Genomic DNA, 24,643 nt, shown 5'->3' with positions numbered 1-24,643 from the left:
GCGCTGATGCGACGCTGGTGTCAGCTGACAGCGCGCTGGTACAGGGCCTGCTCGAATAGGACGCTGACCTGGTCGCAGGGGGTGCGCCGGCCTTCGTTCAGGGCGGACAGGAATCGTTGCTGTCCCAGGGCTTTCCGGGCGAGGGCGTACGCCTGGCGTACGTCGGGACCGGGATTGCCGTTCGTGATGCGGCCGGTCACTTGGTCGATGGCTCCCAGCAGGCGCGCGGCCGGTTCAGGTGCGCCGATGGCGAGGGCGGCCAGCGCACAGCCGACGGCGACGACGGGGAGCAGTCGTGGTGCGGCGGTGGCGGCGAGGTCGTGGGCGATCTCGAGTTGCCTTGTCGCAACGCCGATTCGACCCGTGCCGACCAGTGCGATCGCATAGTGTGTGCGCCCCAGGATCTCGTCGGTGGCCAATGCTGCGGCCGGACTGCGGTCGGCACCGCGCAGCGGACCGTCGTCGCCGAACAATCGACCGTACAGCTCGATCGCCGTGCCCGGTTCGCCTTGCCGCAGCGCCAGATCGGCCTCGGCGACGCGCAGCCACTGCGCCGTTCCATCGGGCACCTGGGTATCCACCCACCTCCGGGCGGACGCGAGGTAGGCGGCGCCACCGTCCACGTCGTTCTCCCGCAGATGCAACTGTGCGGCGCGGCGCAGCACACCCACGACCTCCTCGGCCCCCAGGCCCGGGGTCAGCAGTTCGGCGGCCCGGACGATGAGGGGAGCACCCGCGGCGAGCCCCGCGGATTCGATCCTGTGGTGGGCCAGGTGCAGCAGCGCCCGGCTCACCCCGCGCGGCTCGCCCAGACTCTCCAGCATGCTGATGGCCGCCTCGAGGTCGGCCACGCAGCGCTCGAACGACTCTGTGTCACCGCCGATTTCGTCCAGTGCGCGCAGCACCAGCGCATTGCCGCGCAACCAGGTGTCGTCGGCGGTGAGGCACTGGTTCAACAGCTCGCCGGCACCACGGTGCCGGTCGCGAAGTGCCAGCAGCAGCACGAAGATCGGATGCGGCGGCCGCGACTCGCCCATGGCGGTCCGCACCAGCTCATCGAATTCGCCTGAGCGATCGGGTATTTGGCCCCACCACAATGGCTCGTGGTACGCGGGCAGCTGGTGGGCGTAGCGGACGGCGAGAAAATCCGCGGCTCGGCCCGGCGGCGGATCCGCACCGAACAGCGCCAGCACCCGCGGTTGCCAGGCCAGGACCTCGCCACGGAGCCCGCACAGCAGCCAATGCCAGATCAGGCCGCCGTACAGACCGACCGCGCACTGGCCGTCCCCGGTGCGCACCGCCCATTCCAAGGCGGCCAGGCAGTTCGCGTGTTCGATGGTGAGCAGGCGGGTCGCCTGCTGCTGCCGCGCATCGAGCAGCCGCGGTGCCGCGTCCTGCACGAGAGCGAGGAAATGGCCGGCGTGGGCGTCCGCCAGTCGCCCGCTCTCGCCGGCCGCGTCCAATTCCGATGCGGCGTAGGCGCGAATCGTTTCCACCATCCGGTATCGCGCGCCGTCGAACTCGACGAGGGACTTGGCGACCAGCGCCGTCAGGGTATCCGCGGTGTCCTCGCCGCCGCATACTGCGAGAATGGCGTCGAGCGTGGCTCCATCGGCGAAGACGGCCAGCCTGCGCGCCAATTCGACCTCTGCACCGGTGAGCAGGTTCCAGCTCCAGGACACCACGGCATGCAGCGTGCGATGCCGGGCTGATACGTTGCGGCCGAGCGAGTCCAAGAGGCGGAATCGGTGGGGTAGCCGGTCGGCCAGATGACGTACCGGCAGGGCGTGCAGGCGGGCGGCGGCGAGTTCGATCGCCAGCGGCAGCCCGTCGAGGCAGCACACGATGGACACGATATCGGCGCATTCGGAGTCGGTCAGCCGGAAGTCCGGCCGCACCGCGCGGGCGCGGTCCACGAATAGCTGGACGGCGGCGGCTTCGGCGGCGACCTCCACCGACGCTCCGGGCTCCGGCACCGCCAAAGCCCTTACCGGGTACAAGTTTTCGCCGTCGATGCCGAGCGGCTCACGACTGGTGGCCAGCACCGTCAGCAGGGGGAAATGGCATAGCAGGAACGCGGCCAACTCGGCGGCCGCGTCGATAACGTGCTCACAGTTGTCCAGGATCACCAGCATTCGGCCGTGCCCCACCGATCGGTGCAGCACCGCGCGCCAGTCCGCGTCGTCGCTGGATCCGCCGATGCCCAGGGCGGACAGCAGGACGGCCGGAACCGCGGTCGGCGTCGACGCGTCGTCTTCGCGCTGGGGTGCGATGCCCGCGAGGTCGGCGAAAACGCAGCCGTCGGGCCAATCCGACTGGACCGCAGCGAGTTCCGTCGCCAGCCGGGTCTTGCCGACGCCGCCCGTCCCGGTCAGGGTCACCAGCGCGGAGTCGCGGAGCGTCCGGGTGAGCTGGTCGAGATCGTGTTCCCGGTCGACGAAGCTGGTCCAGCGTCGCGGCACTCCCCGCCCCCGCGCGAGGGGCGCTCCCGCTGATGATTCCGGCGATCCGACTGCGGATTCCGGCACCGATCGCGCCGAATCCTGTTGTATCAGTTGCGAGTCCGGCTCGATCTGCCTCGGTCCAGCCGGCCTCGGATATGGCGGGTGGTCCGATTCGGCGGCCGCACCCGCATCGATGGAGGTCAGTGCCGCCCGCAACGCCGGGCCGGATTCGGCGCCGAGTTCACGGCGCACCAGTTCGGCCGTGTGCCGGTAGACGTCGAAGGCCTCCGATTTCCGGCCCGCGGCGGCGAGTGCTGTGATGCGCCGGGCGGCAAGGGTTTCCCGGAAGGGGTGCGCCGTGCAGTGTTGGGCCAGTTCGGGCAGGGCCTCGCCGGCCCGGCCGAGCGTGAGCAGGAGATCGGCGCGCAGCTCGATCGCCGCCAGTCGCCGCTCGGTCAGCTCGGTGACCGTCGAGCGCATGTCGGCCGAGTCGACCACGCCGGCGAGCGCGTCCGAACGCCACTGTGCCAGAGCCAGATCCACCGCGCGGAGGGCGGGCTCATGTCGCCCGCGTACTGCTTCCGGAGCACCTTCTTGTCGAACTTGCCGACGCTGGTCTTGGGCACCTCGGAGACGAACGTCCAGCGTTCGGGGAGTTGCCATTTCGCGACCTTGTCGGACAGGAAAGCGCGGAGCGCACCGGCATCGGGTTCGACGCCGGCGCGCAGTGCGGCGGCCACGACGGGGCGCTCGTCCCACTTCTCGTCCGGCACACCGAAAACGGCGGCCTCGGCGATGTCGGGGTGCGCCATGAGCGCGTTCTCCAGATCGACCGAGGAGATCCATTCACCGCCGGATTTGATGATGTCCTTGGCCCGGTCGACCAGGGTGAGGTAGCCGTCGGCACTGATGGTGCCGACGTCGCCGGTGCGCAGCCAGCCGTCACGGAAGGCGTCGGCGCCGATTCCCGCGGCATCCGGCGAGTAGTAGGAGGCGGTGACCCAGGGGCCGCGAACCTCCAGCTCTCCCACCGCTTTTCCGTCGCGGGGCAGCTCGGTGCCATCGTCTCCGACGAGCCGCGCCTGGACCGCTGCCGGGATGCGGCCCTGGGTGATCCGGTAGGCGAAGGCGGCCTCGCCGTCGAGGCCCGCGGGCGGCCAGGCCAGCGCGCCCAGCGGGGAGGTCTCGGTCATCCCCCATGCCTGGATGATGGGGACGCCGTGCCGTTCCTCGAAGGCGCGCATCAGCTGCGGCGGCACCGCGGCACCGCCGACCACGACCGCCCGCAGATGGGTCAGGTCCTGCGGCTTCGCGTCGACGGCGGTCAGCACGCCGTTCCACACCGTCGGCACGGCCGCGGCGAAACTCGGCTGTTCGGCGGCCATGAGCGCCAGCAGCGGTTCCGGTTGCAGGAAGCGGTCGGGCATCACCAGCGACGCTCCGGCCATGAGCGCGGCATAGGGCAGACCCCAGGCGTTGGCGTGGAACATGGGCACGATGGCCAGCATCCGGTCGCCGGCGCGCACGCCCATGGCATCGGTGGTGCAGGCCTGCATGGAGTGCAGCCAGTTCGAACGGTGGGAGTAGACAACACCTTTCGGGTCGCCGGTGGTGCCGGAGGTGTAGCACATGGCGGCGGCCGAGCGCTCGTCGAGGACCGGGAAGTCGAAGGTGCCCGGATACTGCGCGAGCAGGGTGTCGAACTCATGGACGGTGACGCCCTCGGGCGCGGGCAGCGCCGCGGCGTCACCGTTGGCGACGATGACGTGGCGCACGGTGCGCAGGGTCGGCAGTACCGGTGCGAACACCGGGATCAGGGAGGCGTCGACGATCACGACCCGGTCCGCGGCGTGATCGGTCACGTAGGTGATCTGTTCGGGGAACAACCGGATGTTGATGGTGTGCAGCACCGCCCCCATGGCGGGCACCGCGCAGTAGGCGATGAGGTGCTCGTTGTTGTTCCACATGAAGGTGCCGACGCGATCCCCGCGGCCGATGCCCAGCGCGGTCAGGGCGTGGGCCAGCCGGGCTGCCTGCTCCCCCAGTTCGCGGTAGGTCAGGACGCGGGATTCGGTGCCGGTCCAGGTGCGGACGGTGGCGTCGGCGTGCACCGTGCTCGCATAGCGCAGCAGGGTGGCCAGGGACAGCGGTTCGTCCTGCATGGTGCTGGGCATCGGCAGGTCGAGCTCGTCGTAAGTCATTGTGCAGATGTCTTTCTCGGGTACAGCACGGGTGAACCGGGCCGGGTGCGCCGTGCGCGGAAGGGCGCGCCCGGCCCGGTTCGCTGCGCTCAGCCGCGCAGCGCGGAGGCGAAGATGCCCGGCAGGGCGGCGGCGCCGGGTCGCTTCGCGAAGTTGGTCAGTCGCCGCAGTGTGGTGGCGCCGGTGCGGTTGGTCACGAACCACGGCGGTTTCGGGGAGAGCGCGAACTCGCCCCGCAGCAGCGAACGCGGGACGGGGCGGAAGGGGCCGCGGACCACGGTGCGCTCCGGCTCGGCGATCAGCAAGCCGTTGTGCACCACGCCGATTCCGCTCTGGATGTCGGCGAGGGCGTGCCCGGGGAAGGCGCCCCAGGAGGCGCGGGCGGTCAGGTAGCCGAGGCCGGTCCAGGCGTTGATGGCGACGGTGCCGTACCGCAGGTCGGCGATGGCTCGCTCGAAGCGCTCACCCAGCCGGTCGATGGTGGCGGGGTCGGCGATGATGTTGACGCCGAGGGTGCCCTCGAACTCCTCGTTGGACACGCGGACCGCCTGTGTGAGGAATTCCGCTGCGTCGCCGCTCAATTCGAGCACGCCCAGCACCGGGGCGAAATACTCGGTGCGCAGCGCGGTCTCGTCCCGGTGCGGCACCAGGCCGGTGATGAGGGTGCGCGCGCCGATCCGCTCGGCGTCGGGATAGGACGTGCGCGCGCCGTCGACGCGGGCGGCCGAGCCCGGGTAGTAGTCCGGACGCTGCGGCGCCCGCTCGAGCGCGGCGCGCAGTTCGGCGAGGAACCGGTCCTTCTGGGGCCAGTCCGCGGAGATCACCGCGACCTGCGCGGCGACGCAGTTGTAGCCGTTGTTGTGCAGACGCTGGGTGGCCAGGTGCTCGGCCTGGTACCGGAGGTCGGCGTCGGACCAGCGGCCCGGGATCACGATGGTGGGTGAGACGCCGCCCAGTTCGCTGGTGATGGGCTTGTCCAGTTTCGGTGTGCCCGCCGCCTTGTTCCGCGCGCCTTCCTCGCCGGTGCCGAACACGATGGCGTCGTGGGTGAGCGCGCTGCCGGTCATGTGCACCGCGTCCACGCCGGCATGGTGCACCAGCGCCGTGCCGACCTCGGGGCCGCCGGTGAGCAGGCGTACGAAGCCGCCCTCGATCAGGGGTGCGAAGATCTTCTCCAGCACCGCCAGCAGCGGGTCGGTGATCGGATTCAGCTTGAGCGCCACCACCCGGTTGTCGGCATAGAGCTGGTAGAGCACGTCCAGCGGCGCGATCGAGAAGATATTGCCCGCGCCGAGGACCACGCCCACGCCGCCGGTCTCGGCCGGGGTGCGCTGCCCCAGACCGGCTCGGGCGCGGACGGTTTCGGCGTCGACGCCGGGCCTGGTCCAGACCTCCGCGCGGAATCCGTTGAGCAGCAGCCAATCGAAGACGCCGTGCGGGAAGACGTCGACCGCGGTGCGGCCGCCGGGGGCGGCGTGAATCGGGTAGCCGTCGACCGGGCTGCGGCCCTGCTCCAGTGCCAGCAGCGATTCCGCGAGCGCGGCCGCGCCGGTGAGCAGCGAGTAGGGGCCGCTCACCCATTCCTCGCCGAGCAGCGGCGAGTCCAGGGGCAGCTTCTTGATGCGGGCGGCGGTCTCGACCCACTCCCGCGCGTAGCGCGCGGTATTGGCGTGAATCTGTTCGAGCAGCTGCCGCCGGGCGGGCAACGGGGTTCGGGCCCAGTCGATTTCGCCCTGCCGGAGTGCGGAGACGGTGGCGTCGATCGTCGCCGCGGCGGTGGTGGTCACGATGCGTTTCCTTCCGAGTCGGCGTCCTCGGCGAGCATGACGGCGGCCTTCTCGCCGATCATGATCGTGGGCGCGTTGGTATTGCCCCGCACCACCGACGGCATGACCGAGGCATCGGCGACGCGCAGGCCCGCGACGCCCAGTACACGCAGGCGCGGGTCCACGACCGCCCCGATGGCGCAGGTGGAGGTGGGGTGATAGAGGGTCTGGGCGGTGCGGGCCGCGAAGTCGAGCAGTTCGGCGTCGGAATCACCGGCGGGAGTGAGGAATTCGCCGGTGGTGAGCTCGCGCAGCGCGGGCCGGCCGGCGATGTCGAGGGCGCTGCGCAGTCCGGCGATGATGCTGGCACGGTCGGCCTCGGTGTCGAGGTAGTTGTGGCGGATGCGCGGCGCGGTGGCCGGGTCCGCCGAGCGCAGGGTGAGTTCGCCGCGGCTGGTCGGGTTGATCAGGCAGGGGCCGAACGCGTAGCCGTGCTCGGTCGCCGCGCCCATGCCCTCGCCGTGGAAGAGGACCGGGGCCTGGTGGAACTGGATGTCCGGGCCCGCCAGTCCGGTACGGGTTTCGAGGAAGCCGCCGGTCTCGCCGATATTCGAGGTCAGCGGGCCGCGGCCGGATTCCTGGAGCAGGCCCAGGTTTTCGGGCGTGAGCGCGGTCATCAGGGATTCGCGGTCGGTGCGGTAGTTGAGGAACACCGACAGGTGATCCTGGAGGTTCTGCCCGACCGGCAGGTCGCGGACGGTCTCGATACCGAAGGCCGCCAGCTGTTCGGCCGGGCCGATACCCGACAGCAACAACAGCTGCGCGGAGCCGTAAGCGCCTGCGGCCAGCACGATTTCGCGCCGGACCCGAATGGTCTCGGTGCTGCCGCCGCGGCCGATCACCACACCGGTGGCCCGGCCGTTCTCGATGACGATCCGGTGCGCGAGGGCGTCGGTGATGACCGTCAGGTTCTCCCGCTCCAGCGCCGGGTGCAGGTAGGCGACCGCGGCGCTGCATCGCATGCCGTTGCGCTGGGTCACCTGGTAGCGGCCGACGCCGAGCTGGGTGACGCCGTTGAAATCGTCGTTGCGGGTGTGCCCCGCCTGTTCGGCGGCGCGCAGGAATGCTTCGCCCAGTGGATGATTCGACCGGCTGTCGCTGACCGACAGCGGTCCGCCCACACCGTGGTAGGCGTCCTTGCCGCGCTCGTTGTCCTCGGCCTGCACGAAGTACGGCAGCACCTCGTCGTAGCTCCACCCGTCCGCGCCGGCCGCGGCCCACGCGTCGTAATCGGCCCGGGCGCCGCGGATGTAGATCATGGCGTTCATGGAGCTGGATCCGCCCAGGACGCGGCCGCGCGGCAGGTAGGCGCGGCGGCTGTGCAGCCGGGGTTCGGGTTCGGTGTCGTAGTCCCAGTCCAGCGGGCTCTTGAACAGGGATGGGAAGGCGACCGGCAGGTGGATCTCCTCGGCGGTGTCGCGCGGCCCGGCCTCGATCACGGCCACCCGGATCGCCGGATCCTCGGACAATCGGCTGGCCAGCACGGATCCCGCGGACCCCGCGCCTACGACGACGTAGTCGTACACGGTCGGCACCTCTCTCCACCTCATCGATCGACCCGGGTCGGCTATGACCCGGGTCACTGTCGCTGTCGGTGTCGATACTGCGGGTCAGGTGCATCCGCCCACCATGTGCGCGGGTTTGCCGATACCGCCCGGCCGACTGTGCTGGAGCACAGTCGGCGTCGAGAGCAAGTGCCTACTATCGAATCCATGACAGCGCTCACCGGCCCGCCGCGCAACGGCTCCACCGCAGTGCCGCAGACCGGTTCGACCGCGGTAACGCCGAGCGGTTCGACCGCGGTAGCGCGCACCCTGCTCGTCGAGGTCGACGACCTCACCACCGAACTCGTCGGTCGCATCCTCACCGGCGAGAACGCCTACGCGGAGGCCGCCCTCACCGAGGCGCAGCTGCACCTCGTCGTCCGCGACAATCTGGCCGCCCTGCTCGAACAACTCTCCGGGAGCGCCGGGCGGCGGCTGCAACCGGCGACCGTGGTGGGCCGGGTCAAGGCGGAACTGGGCGTGCCGATCGCGGCGGTGCTGCACGCGTACCGGCTGGCGGGACGGCTGCTGTGGGAACGCGCGCTCGTCACGGCGCGGGGGACGAATCTGGACGCGCTGCCGCAACTCGGCTCGGAGATGTGGCGGCTCCTGGACGACTATTCCGGCGCCGCCGCCGATGCGTACACCGACTACCTCACCGAGCGGGTCCGCCGCCATGACGTGGAGCGCCGCGCCATGCTGCGGCGGCTGTTCGACGGCGAGGCCGATGATCCCACCCAGCGCGACATCGCCCGGGCCCTGCACCTGCCGCCGCTGGGCAGCTTCGTCGTCGTGCACGCCGAAACCGATTCCGGCGCAATCGAACCGCTGTTCGGGATCGAGGATCGGCTGCGGGCCGACTTCGTCGAGTCGATCTGGCTCACCGAGCCGGGCGCGCGGATCGGGCTGCTCAATGTGGCCACCGCACGCTCGCACGAGCGGGTGCTGTCACGCCTGCGCGCCCATGCGACCGGGCGCATCGGGGTGAGCCGTCCCTTCCCGACGCCGGGGTCCGCGGGAACCGCCTTGCGCGAGGCGGAACTCGCGGGACGATGCGCGCCACCCGGCAGCCCGGCAGTGACCGCGTACGGCAGCACGCCGATCCCGCTCGTTCTCGCGCATGCGCCCTCGGCGTCACGGGAATTGGCGGACGACGTCCTGGGCCCGGTGCTCGAACTGCCGCCGGAGGAACGCGACACCCTCCTCGACACCCTCGAGCTGTGGTTCGAATGCGGTGGCTCCAATACCGAGGTGGCGCAACGGCTCCACTACCACCGCAACACCATTCACTACCGGCTGCGGCGGATCGAGACGCTGACCGATCGCCGGTGCTCGGACCCGAAGGCCGCCGCCGAGCTGTACATCGCCCTGCACGCCGCGCGGCTCGCCGGATTCGGTCCGGCCTGAGCCGCAACCGGGTTCAGCGTCCAGATCGCCCGAATCGTCGTATATTTCATGCTGTCCGGTAGGGCGGCGCTCATTCGTGGCGGGGTGCGCGCGGGCGCGGCGTCCCGCCGCGCCGATGCTGCGGCGGCGATGCTGCGGGGCGAGGTCGGAGCGCGCGAACTGGCCGGGGGTCTGCCCCTTCCAGTCGCGGAAAGCGGTCGCGAACGCTGACGCGCTCGTGTAGCCGAGCCGGGCGGCCACCGTGTCGACAGTGAAGCCTGCGGCCAGCAGCTCCTCGGCCAGCAGGCCCGTTGTCTCGCAGGACAGTTCGCGAATGGTGGTGCCCTCCTTGGCCAGCCTGCGGCGCAGGGTGCGGACGCTCATGTGCAGTTCGGCAGCGATGGCGACCTGATCGATGGCGCGGCCGTGCCGCATCAGCAGGGCCCGGACCCGACCGGCCAGCCCGACCCGGGCGCGGCGGCGCTCGACGATCTCCGCGCACAGCTGCACGTACTGCCTGCGTAGCATCGAATTCGCCTGTGGCATCCGGCGTTGCAGATGGTGTGTCCGTTCGATACACAGCAGTCCCTGGCGAGCCTTCTCATCGGATGCCGCGCCAACACCCTCCGCGATCTCGATGGCCATGTCCGCGACATCGATGGCGCACTGCCGGAACTGCTTGGCTGCGTCGCGATCCGATGCGGCCACCTCGGCGGGGAGATCCCGATCGTGTAGCTCGTGAGCCATTCGGAACACGGCGTGAGCCGGGTGATATCGGCAGACAGCCCGGTGAGCAGGCAGTTACGCCACTACCGCCTGGTACTGGGCGAGAAACTCAGTGGCCCATGCCGATTCCACCATCGACGTTGATGACCTGGCCGGTGATGTATCCCGCGTTCGGGCTCATCAGGAACGCCACGGTGGCCGCGACCTCCTCGGGCCGGCTCCGTTCATCGCGCCATCTACGGCTGCGAGTCACGGTCACGGCGCGAGCGGGAGTCGATCGGGCGTGCGGGCTACCGGCCGTCCCGCGGCGTGGAACAGCTCACCGATTCGGATCGCATCACGGACGGCCGCGCCACCGACATCGTTGTTGAAGAAGATGTAGGCATCGAGATTCCCATCCCAAGTGTCCTCGATGCGCCGGACCCACTCGGCCAGAACGCGTTCCGGGTAGCGGGGTGCGGACCGGCCGGGACCTTCATGGAAACGGACGTAGGCCCAGTCGGCCGTGCGCCACAGCGGCGTGATCGGCCGCCCGAGCCGGTCGGCCCAGCACAGTGCCGCACGGTGCGCTTCGAGCACGGCCCGGACCCGGTCGTCCCACCAGCTCTCGTGGCGCGGCTCGACCGCCACGCGCAACTCGGCGGGGATCAGCCCCAGCACCTGGTCGAGCCGCTCGGGTTCGGCGGTCAGGGTGGGAGGCAGCTGAATCAGTATCGGCCCCAACCGATCCCCCAGTCCGCGCGCCGCATCGATCATCCGCTCCAGCGGGATCTCGACGTCCCGCAGCCGGCGATAGTGGGTCACCACCCGGCTGGCCTTCACCGCCATCACGAAATCCTCCGGCGTCCGTCCGTGCCACCCCTCGAAGGTCGTCCGCGCCACCGGCCGATAGAAGGCCGCGTTCAACTCCACCGCCCCGAACGCCCGCGCATACACCTCGAGCCACCGTCGCTGCCCGATCCCTGGCGGATACACCAGCTCCCGCCAGTCGGCGTACTGCCACCCCGATGTTCCGACGAACACCGTCACGGCTCGCCACCCCGGCCCCGCATCACGTGAGCAAACCTCCGGACGCCATACCCCACTGTCCCACCACCGGTCCGGCAAAGCAGTGAAATCTTTGCGTTTCACACAATATTGCGCCCACGAGGCCCCAGTTCGTGCGCGTCGGTTGTTCATCTCCGCCGTGCCGCTCCTGCACGCGATCGACGCGCACGGACCGTGAGCGAGGTGGCTGTGGCCTACTCTCGGGTGGCATGAGCTCAGTCGCTGATACGACCGCCGTGACGAACTTGATCGCGAAGTATGCCGAGTTGGTCGATAGTGGGGATTTCGCTGGAGTGGGGGCGCTATTCGAGCACGGGGTGTTCAGCGGCAGCGGTGGGTCGGTCGCGGGGAGTGAGCGGATCGAGAAGATGTTTCGGGGGATGGTGATCGTGTACGAGAACGGGACGCCGCGCACCCATCACGTCACTACCAATATCGCCGTCGAATTCGGCGAGGATGCCGATATCGCCACGGCGCGTTCCTATTTCACGGTTTTCCAGGCCACACCGGACCTGCCTCTGCAGCCGGTGGCGGCCGGCCGTTACCGGGACCGCTTCGAGCGCAGTGCCGGGCAGTGGCGGTTCGCCGAGCGCCAGGTGCAGATCACGCTGACCGGCGACATGAGCCGGCACCTGCGCACCCCGGCCCCGCAGGAGAGCTGACAGGCGGGTCAGTCCCACCCGTGCAGGGCGAAGGAAGTGCCGAGATGACAGTTGCGGACACCCGCGGCCTGGTAGGGGGCGGATGCTTTGGCCAGCTCGCCCCGGGTACGAGCCTGCCAGATCGACTGCACCCGGCTGTCGAACTCACCGAGATCGAGCACACCGGCGTCCACAGCGCGGCGCAGCGTCTCCTCGAGTTTCTTCCGTTCGGCGTCGGAGATCCGAATGTCGTTGGGGTGCACCGGCTCACTCACAATCCCGATCCTGCCATTCCCAGCCCGACCGCGCTGGCGAGTGCATCCGAACGCTGATCAGCGTTGGCGCTCGATTCCGTACCGGCCCGGCTGGTATCCGATCCGATCGAGGTCGACGGGGCCGGCGTCGTCGCGGCGGAAATGATCGACCCAGGATTGGTCCAGCCGGTGGGGGCGGACGGACTGGAAAGTCATGTAGGAATCGATGATTCGGGGTGCGATGAGCTGCAGGGCGGCAGGCGGATTCGGGGGCCGGTGGACCGCGCGCAGCGGGTCGTCGATGATAAGTAGCAGAGCGTTGTCGGCCAGCGGGCGCAGCGGGCCGGGGAACCAGCGTTGCCGCCAGTCCTCGAAGAGCTGGTCGACGAGCGCGCGACCGCCCTCGGTGTAGGCGTAGTGGGCGTATTCGTAGTCGACGGCCCAGGCCAGCAGGTCGGCTCGGGTCTCGGGCACCTCGAGGCCCATGCGCTCGCCGACTCCGCGCCAGAAATGAAAGCGGGCCAGGCGATCCGCGTCGGTGAACACGGCCAGACCCAGGTGGTCGAGGATCCGGTCCGCTTCGAGGGCCAGCGAGGCGAGGGTGTAGAGCTTGTCCTGATCGCTGATCCCGAAACGGCTGTGAATGGCCTCCATCCGATCGATTGCCGCGCGCCCGCGCGTGGTTGCCGCCACCCTCGAGCAGGTCTGGACCGAAATAGACCAGGAGACAAGCGAATTGACCTCCTACGACAACCAGGAGCCCCCGGCGGACCGCGGCCGCCGCCCGCAACATGGCCGCCGTCCGGCAGGTGTGGCTGACCGCCGTATGGGGCAGTGGGATTCGGTAGACGATCGGCCCACCACGATTCGTGGTGGGCCGATCGTTCGATGAAGCCTCGGCCGCACGCCGGTGACCTCACCCGACGTGGATACCGCCGGGGCTAGCCGCGCCGGGCCGCTGTCGCCGCCGGACCGACCGCCCGGAAGGTGAGGGCGACGACGAAGGTGAGGGCCGCGATGGCGGCGGCGGCCGCGAAGGCGGTGGTCATGCCGCCGACCAAGGCGTGCTGGGCCGAGCCGCCGGCAGTGCGGGAGGCGGTGCCGAAGACCGTGACCAGGATGGCCAGGCCCAGGGAGGCGCCGGTCTGCTGGAGAGTTTGCAGTGCGCCGCCCGCCGCGCCCGCCTCGTGGGTGTCGACATTCGACATGATGATGACGTTCAGGGGCGAAACCGACAGGCCGATACCGCATCCCATCAGGATCATGGCGATGAACAGCAGCGGGAAGTAGCCGCTGTCGGCCGTCAGCTGGGTGAGCAGGACCAGGCCGGCCACCATCAGGGCCGCGCCGGTGACGGTCACCGGTTTCGGGCCGAAGCGGGGCAGCAGGCGCGGGATCAGCCGGATCATGGTGAACATCAGCAGCGCGGTGGACAGGAAGGCGAAACCGGTTGCCAGCGCACTCAATCCGAGCACATCCTGCAGGAACTGGGTGAGGAAGAAGAACATCGACATGCCCGCCATCGGCGCCAGGAACATGTTCGCGTAGGCGGTGGCGCGATTGCGGTCGGCGAACAGGCGCAGCGGCAGTAGCGGTTGGGCCGCACGGGATTCGATGGCGAGGAACGCGGCGATCAGGATCGCGCCGGCCGCCAGGGAGATATCGGTGGTGGCAGTCCCCCACCCGTCCGAGGCGGCGTTGATGAAGCCGTAGACGAGAGCGGCCACGCCGGTGGTGGCGGTCAGCGCGCCGGGCAGGTCGAGGTGGGCCGGCTGCCGCTCCGCCCTGGGCAGGTAGCGCAGCGCCAGCACCACGACGATCAACCCGAACGGCACATTGATGAAGAGCACCGAGCGCCAGCTCAGCCATTCGGTCAGCAGTCCGCCGACGATGAGGCCGATAGCGAAACCGGCACTGGACATTCCGGAGAACAGTGCGAGTACGCGCATCCGGGCTTTCGGATCGCTGAAGGTGGTGGTCAGCAGGGCGAGGGTGTTGGGTCCGGCCATGGCCCCGCCGATGCCTTGCACGACGCGCGCGGCGAGCAGCCAGCCCGCGGAGGGCGCCAGCCCGCCCGCGAGCGACGCCAGGGTGAACAGGGTGGCGCCGGCGATGAACAGGTTGCGGCGGCCGAACAGGTCGCCGGCGCGGCCGCCGAGCAGCAGTAATCCGCCGAAGGCGAGACTGTAGGAGTTCATCACCCAGGACAGGCCGGTGGCGCTGAAGTGCAGGTCGGTCTGGATGCGCGGCAGCGCAACATTCATCACGGTGATGTCGAGGACGATCATCAATTGGCAGGTCAACAAGGTGGCCAGCACAATTCCCGACCGGAGTCGGGGGGCTCGAGCGGGTGCCGGCATGCGCACGGCAGCGTTCGAGGGAAGGGTGGTCGACAAGGAATGCTCCATCGAATGGGATGCAAACGGAGGAGACCTCCGTTTTCGATGGAGTTATCATATGGAGGGTTCCTCCATATGCGCAAGCCTAACCGGAGGGTCCATCCGTTTCTAGTGGAGGGTTCGTGGAAGCACCGTCGACCGGAAAGCCGATGCGCGCCGACGCGCGCCGCAACTACGAGCGGATCGTGACCACCGCCCAGCAGGCCTTCACCGAACTGGGCCCCGAGGCGCCGCTCGAGGAGATCGCGCGCCGTGCGGGGGTCGGCATCGGCACCCTGTACCGGCACTTCCCCAATCGTGAGGCGCTGATCGAGGCCGTCTACCGTTCCAGCATCGAGCATTTGAGCCAACGCGCCCACGACCTCCTCGAAACCCACACGGCCGGGACGGCTTTCGAGTACTGGATGCGCGAACAGGTGGAGTGGGTGATGGCCAATCGCGTCCTCGCCACCACGCTCAAGGCGGGCATGGACCACAACACGCCGACCTTCACGCTGTGCCGCGAGGCGATCACCGGGGCGGCTTCCCTGCTGGTACAGGCGGCACGGGAGGCGGGCACGATCCGCGCCGACATCGAGCCGCGCGACCTGATCCGGCTCGGACACGGCCTGGGCGTCGCCTGCGAGACCACACCCGACGCCGCCGAACGCCTGATCTCGGTGACCCTCGACGGCCTGCGCGTCACCCCGGCCGACGCTCAGCGGTTGTAGGGCTGTTCCTGAAGCCAGCTGAAACCGCGCTCCAGCAAGGGAAACGACTTCGGATCGAGCTGGGTGAACCAGGCGTGGATGCGATGACCCGAGTAGTCGTCGGCATCGACGACCATCCTGCCGGGACCCGGCCACCAGTAGCTGAGGCGCACGCGCACCGGGGTCTCCTCGAAGGTCCCCAGCGCGATCCGGTGGTGCAGATCGATGAAATGCCGCCGCGCGTCGATGGTGCCGCCATACACCTCGAAGGATTCGTCCATGTGCTGAATGGTGAGCACCACCGGGTCGGAGACATGGAAGGGCCGGTCGACCACGATTCGGCGCCAGCGCAATTGGTCGGTGAGCAGCGGATCGCGCTTGTAGCCCTCCGAGGAGAAGCCGTCCACCTGGTAGATCCCGTACAGCTCCGGCGCGGGGTGCTCCCATTGCCGCCAGTTCTGCGCACCGGTCACCCCGAGCAGGATCAGACCGACCACCAGCTGGGCCGCGAGTGCGATCCGATTTGCTCTCACCGAGCCGAACAGCGGGACCGGCCGGATCGCGGGTGCGGCGCGATCGGAGAACAGCACGGTCAGCAGCCGGCGTACGTGCGGCGCGAGCAGAAATAGGCTGAGCAGCAGGAACTGTGACGAGACCGTCTTCAAACGAATGTCGTAGGTCATGTTCAGCAGGAACACCTGGGTCATGTCCACCGCGCACAGCAGCGCACCGGCCGCGGTGGCGCGCGGCACCACCAGCAGCACGCCGGCCAGCAATTCCGCGACGCCCAATGCGATCTCGTACGGCTGCGACACACTGACCTGCGACCAGAGCACACCCTCGGGACTGAAATTGCCGAAGGGCTCGACCAGCCGATTCAGCACGAACGGCATCTGCGTCGGAATCGCCTTGGCCATCCCGAAATAGAACATCGCGGCAGCGAGCACGAACCGCAGATACAGCCGAACCCAGGCGTACGAGCGGGTATAGCGCGGTCGGCGCCGGTCCGCCACCGACCACACCGCCGTTCCCGTCACGGCAACCACCACCACGAGAAACAGTGCGGCCCATTGGAACCCGCTGTCACTACCCACCTGGGTACTGGTCACCTGCAGTCCCAGCACGTGGGTGGCGGTCCACTCGACCGGCGGCCGCGCACAGGCCAGCACACTGTGCACCGAAGCCCATCCGGTATCGATTCCCAAGCCCGCTAACAGAATAGGCACCAGACCGAGCACACCCGCCAGCCCGAACAAACCGAAATACAGCACCCCGAACCGAAACCCGATGCGCGTCGCGATATGCCAATGCCCTGAGCCGGATTCGTCATCCCCTCGGGGTACCGCCCCCGCTGCGTCGCCGGTTGCAGCGGCACTGACGGGTGCAGCCTCCTCGGTGCCCGAATCCCGTTCCGACGGAGCTGATTCCGGCACACCATCTACCGATTCGTCCGCGTTGAGCACATCAGATTCCGACACCAGACCCTCCCACCTCGAGCACCGCGTGCCGACGGTAGGTGTGAAGGCTTAACGCGGACCGGGTAGTTCGCTCAAGGAACCAGCGGTGTGGGCGCGGCGGGATTCGGCGGCGGGGGCTAGAGCAAGCTGTTGGCGGCGAGGCGCGCGAGGCAGGTGTCAACGACGTCGGCGGCGGAGCCGGACGCCTCCCCCGCCGCCCAGAGTTCGGTCGCCAGGCGGACGGCGGTATTGGCCATGGCGGCGGCGAGCGCGACGTCCAGGTCGTCGGCGGGGCGGCCGGTGCGGGCGGCGATGATCGGGATGAGCTGGGTTTCGCAGTCGTATTGGACGCGCAGCCAGGTCGCGCGCAGGGCGGGCAGTTGAGTTGCGGCCCGGACCAATGGGCGCAGGCGGCTCTCGGCGATGCCCTCGATCGCGAGCGTGCCGACCGTGGCGGTGCGATACGAGCGGCTCAGGGCTTCCCGCAGCGACAGTTCGGGCGGGCAGGCGGCGAGTTCGTCGGCCCAGGCCTGGGTTCCGATGGCGAGCAGCGGCGCGACGACGTCCTCCTTCCCGGCGAAGTACCGGTAGAACGTGCGCAGCCCCATCCCCGCGGCCGCCGCGATCTCGTCCACGGTCGTTGCGGCATAACCGTTTTCGTTGAAGAGGCGGGCGGCCACCAACGCCACTTCCCGGCGTGTGGCCGCCCGTCGGGTCTCGCTGAGCGCCGGGCGTCCGGCACGGTTTCGCTCGCTGGTCACCCGGGAACTGTACCGAGGTCGAAAACGTTTGATGGCGCGACGTGCCATTTTCGGCATATCGTGTCAGAAACTAGTTCCACCGATCAGGAAGTGATCCATGAACCGTCTCGAGCAGCGCCGCATTCTGGTGACCGGCGCCGGATCCGGTATCGGCCAGGCCACCGTCCTCCGTCTGCTGTCCGAAGGTGCGGTCGTCGCCGGCTCCGACGTCAATGCCGAGGGCCTCGCCCTGACCCGCAAGCAGGCCGCCGAGGCGGGCACCGCCGCGCGGCTGACCACCGTCGAGATGAATATCGGCGTGGAGTCCGAGGTGGTCGCGGGCGTGCGCACCGCCATCGACGCCCTCGGCGGACTGGACGCGGTGGTGAACGCGGCGGGGATGCTGCGCGCGGCCCACACCCACGAGACGTCGCTGGATCTGTGGAACCAGATCATCAATGTCAACCTCACCGGCACCTTCCTGGTGATCCGCGAGGCCCTGCCCGCCCTGCTCGCCAACCCGCGCAGCACGGTCGTCAACTTCAGCTCGACCTCGGCGAACTTCGCCCACCCGTACATGGCCGCGTACTCCGCCAGCAAGGGCGGCATCCAGACCCTGACCCATGTCCTGGCCCTCGAATACGGCAAGCAGGGCCTGCGCGCGGTGAGCGTCGCCCCCGGCGGCATCAAGTCCGGCATCACCGACGCCACCCCCGACTATCTCCCCCAGGACAGCGACTGGTCGCTGTTCGGCCGCCTGATCGCCGTTCTGCCCCAGGACAATCCGGCCGAACTGGCGGGCCCCGAGAACGTGGCCGGCGTCATCGCCATGTTGGTCTCCGATGACGGCCGCTTCATCAGCGGCACCGAGATCCGCATCGACGGCGCTGCCCACACGTAATACGGCACGGCCTCGATCGATACGGCGAGGCCCCGATCGACGATCCGATCGGGGCCTACTGCCGCAACTACTTTGCGGCACCCACCAGTTCGGCCGACGCCCCGCGCAGAATGCCGTCCGCCGTCCCCGCCGGCCACTCGAGCGCCGCATCCAGCTTGTGCAGCATATCCCCCGCGGGCGCCTCGACCAGGCACCGCTCGATCTGACTGATCACCCCGGCCGACGGCCCGCCCTTCTCGGCCACCTCAGCCTGCGTCCACCCGTACTCCCGCCGCCGCGCCTTCACCCGCTCGGCCAGCGCTTTGATATCCGGCGCTCCGCCCGTCGCCGCGGCACCAGTCTCCGCAACCTCTGCGGCAACCGCCGCCACCGCCACCGGCTCCGAAACGGCTGACGCTGTAGCCTCCGAAACGACGGACTCCGCCTTCGCCCCCTGCGCATCCAGCACCCGCAGTGCTTTCCCGGAAGTAATCACCCCCTGGGTAATGAGCCGAGACCGCTTCCGCCTGCCCATCTTCGCCATACACCGCTCCTCGATCCGCAATCCCAGCCTTCGCTGAAGCCCCGGCAAGGTTGCCACAAGTTCGCACGATTCCCCTGTCATCCCCTCCCCCTCGGCGTGCCAAGCCTCGAAAGCGCACGCACAGACGACCTGTCGATCGCTGGATGCCGACCGCACCGAGCCGCCGAACTTCGGACTCACCCGGATCTCCGACCGCAACGCCGAGCCGGCGGGTGCGAACCTGCGAGGCCCGGGGCGACCTTGTGCCGTGTCAGCCGTTTTCAGGTGAGTTGTTGCGGTGGAGCGGTACGTCTTCGAACTCGGTGAGCACGTGGCGGAGGAATGCTCGAATCAGGTGCTGGGCTGATGTCGTTGCACCGTAGAGGGTTTCGATTACCGGTTGCAGCTGCGGGCCCACGTCGACGGCCAGGCGCACCAAGCCTTGTTCGGCGCAGCGGGTCAGGGTCGGCTCGAGGAACTTCGCCGCGTCCGCGGTCCGGCCGGCGGCCGACAGGCAGCAGCCGTACAGGAGTTCGGCATTCGTGAGCGCGCGCGGGCGGTTCTGGGTGGAGATCACGTCGACGAGGCGCTGCGCTTGCCGGCTTGCCTGCTCGGCCGCTGCCGGGGTGCCCTTGCCGAGGAGTAGCCGGGTGGCCGATTCGTGGGCCAGTTCTGCGGCCATCGCGGTGGGAGCATCGGGATGGGCGGTATACGGTTCGAGGTGTTCGAGGTCGCGGCGGTCGGTGTCGGTGATCGGCAGACCCAGCCGGATGCGTTCGTTGATCATGCGGGCTGCCAGCCGCGGCAGGATCATGTTCGCCGCGAGCTTGGTTCCCTCGTCCAATCGCTCGTTCATGGCGTCGAAGTCGCCGCGCACCGCGGCCAGGCGGGCGGCGGTGCCGTAGCCCGCCATCTGGAACTCGACCGCCCCGCCCTCGACGCCGAGCCCGCCCGCGAGCAGTTCCTCGGCCTCGGTGAATTGGCCTTTCTCGTACAGCAATTCGCCGAGCAGCGCGCTGGCGAGCCGGGTGGCCTGCGATTGCCTGCCCGTCTGCAGCGCCTGACCGAGCGCGGTGCGGAACCGGGCCTCGGCGGTGCCGGCATCGAGCTGTTCGTAGGCGGCGCTCCCGTCGACGCAGTCGCAGTACACCGGGCCGAACGGGCCGCGCGCCCGGTCGCGGTACGGTTCGATCCAGCGATACCAGCTGTGCACCTCGGCGAAGTCGAAGCGATACAGCGCCGAGATCATCGCCCCCACTGCCAGCCCGTGGGCCATGAAGGGCCGCACCGAATCCCGTGCCTGTGCGAGCTCCGGCGCCAGTACCGCCGTCTGGTCGGTCGCGAGCGCCAGGCTGATCCGCACCAGCTTTATCTCGAGCTCGAGGTCGGCGGATTCGCCATCGTGGTCGCGGGCCGCGGCGAGCGCTGTCTCCGCGCGTGCCAAGGCGGTCTCCGCGGCGGCCGGGCGCTGTATGGCTACGTTCGCCCACGCGATGTGCAGCTGCAGCTTCGGATTCGACGCGGTGAGCGAGCCCGGCAGTTTGGCCGCCAGCCCGAGCAGCGTCCCCATGCGCGACTGCTCTATCAATTGCCCGGCGTGCTCGGCGACCAGTCGGGAGGCCCGCTGGGGTTCGTCTGCGGCGAGCAGGTGATCGACGGCCTCGGTGAGCATGTCGTGGGCCTCGAACCACTGCGCGGCGGTGAGGTGCAGTTCCTCGAGCAGTCCCGGATGCTGCCGGATCAGCCGCTCGCGCAGGAAGTCGGCGAACAGCGTGTGGTAGCGGAACCAGCGCAGATCGTCGTCGATGCTGCGCAGGAACAGATCTCGCTGCCGCACCTGTTCGAGCATGTCCTGGCCGTTTCTCACGCCCGTCAGCACCTCGGCGAGCTCACCGTTGATGCGCGTCGGAACCGATGTCCGCGTGACGAATTCGAGCAGTTCGGGTTCGAGGGTGTCCACGACGTTCTCCATCAGGTACTCCCCGATGGCGTAGTGCCGTCCCGAGATCTGATCGATATACGCGCCCGGATCGTCGCGGCCGCGCAGCGACATCGAGGCCAGTTGCAGTGCCGCCGCCCACCCTTCGGTGGATTCGCGCAGTCGCTCGACCTCGGCCGCGGCGAGGGTCAGCCCGCCGGTGTCGGCGAAGAACGCGGCGGTTTCCGCGTCGTCGAATCGCAGTGCGGACTCGTCGATCTCGGTGAGCTCGTCACGAACCCGCATGCGCCCCAGCGGAAGTCCGGTACGGCTGCGGCTGGTGACGATCACCCGCAGGTGATGGCAGCCGTGGTCGAGCAGGAATTCCATCGCGGCCACCGTCGCGGCGCTGGTCACCCGGTGCCAGTCGTCGATCACGAGCGCCAGGTTCTCGCCGCTGTTGTGGATCTCGTCGATGAGGGTGGTCATGACGTGCCGCGCGGCATCACTGGCATGCTCCTCGAGCAGCTGTTCCAGATCCGCGGCCACACCCGGATGGGCGTAGCGGATCGCCTCCACCACATGGGTCAGGAACCAGACGACATTGTCGTCATCGTCGTCCACGCTGAGCCAGGCCGCCCGAACACCCTCGGCGGCAAGAACATCCACCCATTCCGCGGCCAGTGTGCTCTTCCCGAATCCGACGGGTCCGTGGATCAGCACCAGCCGCCGGCCCTGCCCCTCCCGCAGCCGGTCGAGCAGGCGCCCGCGCAGTACCGGCTGCCGCGGCGCGCTCGGCGGACGGTACCGGGTGGACGGCGTCGGTGCCGGCGCCAAGCTCGAACGCGGCGGCGGGACGGGAACAGGCGGTGTGACCGTCCGGGCTCCGACATCGGCCGGCAGCGCCATCGAGTCGACCATGAGCCCGGAGGCGAATTCGATATTGCGCAGCCGGTCACCGAACTCGCTTGCGGTCTCGGGCCGGTCCGAAGGATCCTGTGCCATAGCGGATTCCAGCGCCGAGCACAGCGCTGCCGGTACCTCATTGTTCCGCAGGTCGGGCACCGGCTCGGAGGTGATCCGCACGAATTGCGCGACCATCGACTCGCCCTCGCGGCGTTCGAAGGCGGCGTGCCCCGTGAGCAGGCAGAACAGGGTGGCGCCCAGGCCGTAGATATCGGCGGCCTCGGCAGGTTCGGCTCCCCGCAGCACCTCGGGCGCGGTGAATGCCGGTGTCCCGGCGATGAGTCCGGACCTGGTCTCGAAAGCCCCACTGATGCGGGCGATTCCGAAATCGCTCAGCAACGGCTCGCCATAGTCGGATTGCAGGATATTGGCCGGATTCACATCGCGATGCACCATCCCGTGCCCGTGCGCGGCCGCCAGCGCACCGGCGATCTTCACCCCGACCGACAGCACCTCCTGCCACGGCAGCGGCCCCCGCTCCCGAATCCGCGATTGCAGCGACCCGAGTGCAAAGAACGGCATGACCAGATACGGCCGCCCTGTGACCGTGACATCGGCGGACAGCACCTGGACGATGTGCGGATGCCCGCCGAACCGGCCCAGCGCCCGCTGTTCCCGGAGAAACCGCTCCCGCTCATCCCCGCTCGACCGCGCATCGAGCACTTTCACCGCGACCAGCCGATCCAGCGAATGCTCATGACACCGGTAGACGACCCCGAACCCGCCCCGCCCGATCTCCAGGGCATCGTCCAACCCGGCCGCGGCGAGTTCCTCGGCGACCCCTATCCGCAGGTCAGGCTGCGTTCCGTCACTTTTCCGTTCGACCATGCCCGCTCATTTGCTTCGACGAGTTGGGCTCCAACACCCCGATCGTAACCACGGGTATGCCCGAGCGGCGGATTGTTGCCCACCGCGGCCGGAACCGCGAACCCGTGCGGTGCCCCCAGCGACCACACCAGCCTCACCAGCAACGGCCTGGCCGACGACCGCTCTCAGCGAGCGCGCGGATGGCATCGATGGTGACCGAGATCGGCTGGTGCCGTACCAGCAGCCGAATCCAGTCCGGGGTGGGCCTGGACGAAGCCGCCGCCGAGCCGAATTCCGACGGGGAAGCCGCTCATGAGCACCCCGCACTGCTCTGGCTTCTCCTGAGGCCGCCTCCGCGATTCCGGGGAGGTGAGTCGGTTCGGTGAGTGGTTCGATAACCGGAAGCAATCCGCAAGACGAGACGTCCGGTCCACCACATGTCTCCTACCGTTCCGCTCTGCCAAATCGCCGCGTCGCCCGCTCCTCGGCGCGCGTCTCGCGCCCATGAATCGAGTCGCGCACCGCAGCCTGAAAATTCGGAATCGGGTCCGCCCAGCGATCGCTGCGCGATAGTTGAAGTCGGCGAAGGAGTTCAAGATGGCAGAGATCGTGTCCGTCACCGGCGGCAAGGTTCTGGGCACGCGCGAGGGCGGCGTCACCCGTTTCCTCGGCATCCCCTACGCGGCAGCGCCGATCGGGCCCGCCCGGTTCGAAGCCCCGCGACCGGTCGAGGCCTGGTCGGGCGTGCGCGAAGCCCTCGAATTCGGACCCACCTGTGTGCAATCCCCGTATCCGGCGCCGATTCACGCCCTCATCGGCAGCGACGGGATCCCCGGCGACGAGTATCTGAACGTCAATGTGTGGACTCCCGATCACACGGGGTCCGGTCTGCCGGTGCTGGTGTGGATTCACGGCGGGGCGTTCGTCCGTGGGTCGAACGCCCGGCGTATTTACGATGGCACCGCCTTCGCGCGCGACGGTGTCGTGGTGGTGTCGATCAATTATCGGCTCGGCATCTCCGGGTTCGCCGCGATTCCCGGTTCCGCGTCGAATCGTGGTCTGCGCGACCAGATCTTCGCATTGGAGTGGGTGCGCGAGAACATCGCGGCCTTCGGTGGCGATCCCGGCAATGTCACGGTCTTCGGCGAGTCCGCGGGCGGGATGAGCGTGGTGGCGCTGCTCGCGTCACCGCGGGCACGCGGGCTGTTCCGGCGCGCGATCGCACAGAGCGCCAATGGTTCCGCGGTCGCCACCGCGGAGGACGCGGGCAAGGTGGCACGGCAGCTGGCCGATCTGCTCGGCATCGAACCGGCCGCGTCCGCCTTCGGCCGGCTCGGACCAGAAGAGCTGCGCAGCGCCCAGGATTCACTCGCCCTGGCGCTGATGACCGACCCGGATCCGGACCGCTGGGGTGCGTCGATCGTCGCCAACGGACTCGGCATCATGAGCTTCTTCCCGATGATCGACGGCGATGTGATCCCGGACCGTCCGGCGGATATCATTGCCGCCCAACCGGATCGGACCGTGCCCCTGCTCACCGGATGGACCGCCGAGGAATTCCGATTCTTCACCTTCCCCTCGGGTCTCGCCGCCGGAATCACCGACCAGACGCTGCCGCATTTCCTCGCGCGCTACGGTCTGGATCCATCGGTTGCCGATCGCTACGCCGCCAACCGCCCGAACGCCACACCCGCGGACGTGTTCGCCGCCGTCCTCACCGACCTCGTCTTCCGCGATGACGCCATGCGCATCGCGGAATCCACCGCCGCAGCGGGCAACCCGGCCTACGTCTACGAATTCGCCTGGCGCTCGGCCATTGCCGACCTGGGTGCCTGCCACGTCATCGAGGTCCCTTTCGTCTTCGACCAACTCGCCGCCGGCCACACCCTGCTCGGCCCGAACCCACCGCAGCCGCTGGCCGACGAGGTGCACCGCGCCTGGGTGCGCTTCGCCACCCACGGCGACCCGGGCTGGTCCCGCTTCGACACCACCACCCGCACCGTTCGTGTCTTCGACGCTCCGGAATCCCATGAGGTGGCCGACCCCCGCGCGGACGAACTACGCGCCCTGCGCCGAGCGAAGCTCACCTCCAGCGCGCCGGTCTAGCGGCATGAAATGGCAAGGGCCGCAGGTGAGGAACCTGCGGCCTTAGCCGAGCGCGCCCGCTCGAGTCAGCGAGAGGCGTGGGGCCCCAA

General features: G+C 69.1%; 17 protein-coding genes and 2 pseudogenes. 5 read left to right on the top strand and 14 right to left on the bottom strand.

Features of this window, described 5'->3' with window-relative positions; genetic code table 11:
* Positions 1-20: 20 nt before the first annotated feature.
* The 4 genes from ACFXN1_RS32965 to ACFXN1_RS32950 all read right to left on the bottom strand — a co-directional run bounded on the left by ACFXN1_RS32965 (position 21) and on the right by ACFXN1_RS32950 (position 8,006).
* The gene (locus tag ACFXN1_RS32965; protein WP_379463747.1) at positions 21-2,987 is read right to left on the bottom strand and encodes an ATP-binding protein; all 2,967 of its coding nucleotides are present in this window, start codon (positions 2,985-2,987) and stop codon (positions 21-23) included.
* Positions 2,900-4,618, bottom strand: coding sequence for a long-chain fatty acid--CoA ligase (locus tag ACFXN1_RS32960; RefSeq protein ID WP_379463748.1), 1,719 nt, complete (start codon positions 4,616-4,618; stop codon positions 2,900-2,902). The genes ACFXN1_RS32965 and ACFXN1_RS32960 overlap by 88 nt, the downstream gene beginning before the upstream one ends.
* Positions 4,619-4,734: 116 nt before the next feature.
* Entirely contained in the window at positions 4,735-6,435 is a 1,701-nt protein-coding gene (locus ACFXN1_RS32955) for an aldehyde dehydrogenase family protein (RefSeq protein ID WP_379438401.1), read from the bottom strand.
* Positions 6,429-8,006, bottom strand: a complete 1,578-nt coding sequence (locus ACFXN1_RS32950; RefSeq protein WP_379438363.1) for a GMC family oxidoreductase — start codon at positions 8,004-8,006, stop codon at positions 6,429-6,431. The genes ACFXN1_RS32955 and ACFXN1_RS32950 overlap by 7 nt, the downstream gene beginning before the upstream one ends.
* Before the next feature lie 177 nt (positions 8,007-8,183).
* Here ACFXN1_RS32950 and ACFXN1_RS32945 point away from each other — a divergent pair, with 177 nt between their 5' ends.
* Positions 8,184-9,422 carry a PucR family transcriptional regulator gene (locus ACFXN1_RS32945; protein ID WP_379438365.1) on the top strand — a complete coding sequence of 413 codons (1,239 nt, stop codon included), beginning with the start codon at positions 8,184-8,186 and terminating at the stop codon, positions 9,420-9,422.
* A 162-nt stretch (positions 9,423-9,584) separates the two neighbouring features.
* On the opposite strand, the pseudogene ACFXN1_RS32940 reads toward ACFXN1_RS32945, so the two are convergent.
* The 3 genes and pseudogenes from ACFXN1_RS32940 to ACFXN1_RS32930 form a co-directional block, all read right to left on the bottom strand.
* A pseudogene (locus ACFXN1_RS32940) lies at positions 9,585-9,836 on the bottom strand (helix-turn-helix domain-containing protein); the annotation flags it as partial.
* Between the two features lie 400 nt (positions 9,837-10,236).
* Positions 10,237-10,413: pseudogene (locus ACFXN1_RS32935) on the bottom strand (SDR family oxidoreductase); the annotation flags it as partial.
* Positions 10,383-11,156 carry a DUF72 domain-containing protein gene (locus ACFXN1_RS32930; RefSeq protein WP_379395366.1) on the bottom strand — a complete coding sequence of 258 codons (774 nt, stop codon included), beginning with the start codon at positions 11,154-11,156 and terminating at the stop codon, positions 10,383-10,385. The pseudogene ACFXN1_RS32935 and the gene ACFXN1_RS32930, both read right to left, overlap by 31 nt.
* 227 nt (positions 11,157-11,383) lie before the next feature.
* On the opposite strand from ACFXN1_RS32930, the gene ACFXN1_RS32925 reads away from it, so the two are divergent.
* Positions 11,384-11,836, top strand: coding sequence for a nuclear transport factor 2 family protein (locus ACFXN1_RS32925; RefSeq protein ID WP_379438366.1), 453 nt, complete (start codon positions 11,384-11,386; stop codon positions 11,834-11,836).
* An 8-nt stretch (positions 11,837-11,844) separates the two neighbouring features.
* Here the strand turns inward: ACFXN1_RS32925 and ACFXN1_RS32920 are convergent, their stop codons facing one another.
* The 3 genes from ACFXN1_RS32920 to ACFXN1_RS32910 form a co-directional block, all read right to left on the bottom strand.
* Positions 11,845-12,090, bottom strand: coding sequence for a DUF1707 domain-containing protein (locus ACFXN1_RS32920; RefSeq protein WP_379438367.1), 246 nt, complete (start codon positions 12,088-12,090; stop codon positions 11,845-11,847).
* Positions 12,091-12,147: 57 nt separating this feature from the next.
* Positions 12,148-12,762 (bottom strand): oxygenase MpaB family protein, encoded by a 615-nt coding sequence (locus ACFXN1_RS32915; RefSeq protein ID WP_379438369.1) that lies wholly within the window; start codon positions 12,760-12,762, stop codon positions 12,148-12,150.
* A gap of 248 nt (positions 12,763-13,010) precedes the next feature.
* A complete protein-coding gene (locus ACFXN1_RS32910; protein ID WP_379438370.1) occupies positions 13,011-14,387 on the bottom strand; it encodes an MFS transporter in 1,377 nt (458 codons plus the stop codon).
* A gap of 203 nt (positions 14,388-14,590) precedes the next feature.
* Between ACFXN1_RS32910 and ACFXN1_RS32905 the strand changes: the two genes are divergently transcribed.
* On the top strand, positions 14,591-15,178 hold the full coding sequence (locus ACFXN1_RS32905; RefSeq protein WP_379438372.1) for a TetR/AcrR family transcriptional regulator: 588 nt from the start codon (positions 14,591-14,593) through the stop codon (positions 15,176-15,178).
* Here ACFXN1_RS32905 and ACFXN1_RS32900 read toward each other — a convergent pair.
* Positions 15,166-16,458: a DoxX family protein gene (locus ACFXN1_RS32900; RefSeq protein WP_379438403.1), complete on the bottom strand. Its 1,293-nt coding sequence runs from the start codon at positions 16,456-16,458 to the stop codon at positions 15,166-15,168. The genes ACFXN1_RS32905 and ACFXN1_RS32900 overlap by 13 nt on opposite strands.
* Positions 16,459-16,751: 293 nt before the next feature.
* The gene (locus ACFXN1_RS32895) at positions 16,752-17,375 is read right to left on the bottom strand and encodes a TetR family transcriptional regulator (protein ID WP_379438374.1); all 624 of its coding nucleotides are present in this window, start codon (positions 17,373-17,375) and stop codon (positions 16,752-16,754) included.
* Positions 17,376-17,472: 97 nt separating this feature from the next.
* Here ACFXN1_RS32895 and ACFXN1_RS32890 point away from each other — a divergent pair, with 97 nt between their 5' ends.
* On the top strand, positions 17,473-18,255 hold the full coding sequence (locus ACFXN1_RS32890; RefSeq protein WP_379438375.1) for an SDR family NAD(P)-dependent oxidoreductase: 783 nt from the start codon (positions 17,473-17,475) through the stop codon (positions 18,253-18,255).
* 67 nt (positions 18,256-18,322) lie between these two features.
* Here the strand turns inward: ACFXN1_RS32890 and ACFXN1_RS32885 are convergent, their stop codons facing one another.
* Both ACFXN1_RS32885 and ACFXN1_RS32880 read right to left on the bottom strand, forming a co-directional pair.
* A complete protein-coding gene (locus ACFXN1_RS32885) occupies positions 18,323-18,778 on the bottom strand; it encodes a helix-turn-helix domain-containing protein (protein WP_379438377.1) in 456 nt (151 codons plus the stop codon).
* A gap of 250 nt (positions 18,779-19,028) precedes the next feature.
* The gene (locus tag ACFXN1_RS32880; RefSeq protein ID WP_379438379.1) at positions 19,029-22,469 is read right to left on the bottom strand and encodes a protein kinase; all 3,441 of its coding nucleotides are present in this window, start codon (positions 22,467-22,469) and stop codon (positions 19,029-19,031) included.
* Positions 22,470-23,045: 576 nt separating this feature from the next.
* Between ACFXN1_RS32880 and ACFXN1_RS32875 the strand changes: the two genes are divergently transcribed.
* A complete protein-coding gene (locus ACFXN1_RS32875; protein WP_379438380.1) occupies positions 23,046-24,554 on the top strand; it encodes a carboxylesterase/lipase family protein in 1,509 nt (502 codons plus the stop codon).
* Positions 24,555-24,643: the final 89 nt, after the last annotated feature.

Source organism: Nocardia sp. NPDC059154 (assembly GCF_042755705.1).
GTDB lineage: Bacteria > Actinomycetota > Actinomycetes > Mycobacteriales > Mycobacteriaceae > Nocardia.
This window is presented reverse-complemented; position numbering and strand designations above follow the sequence as displayed.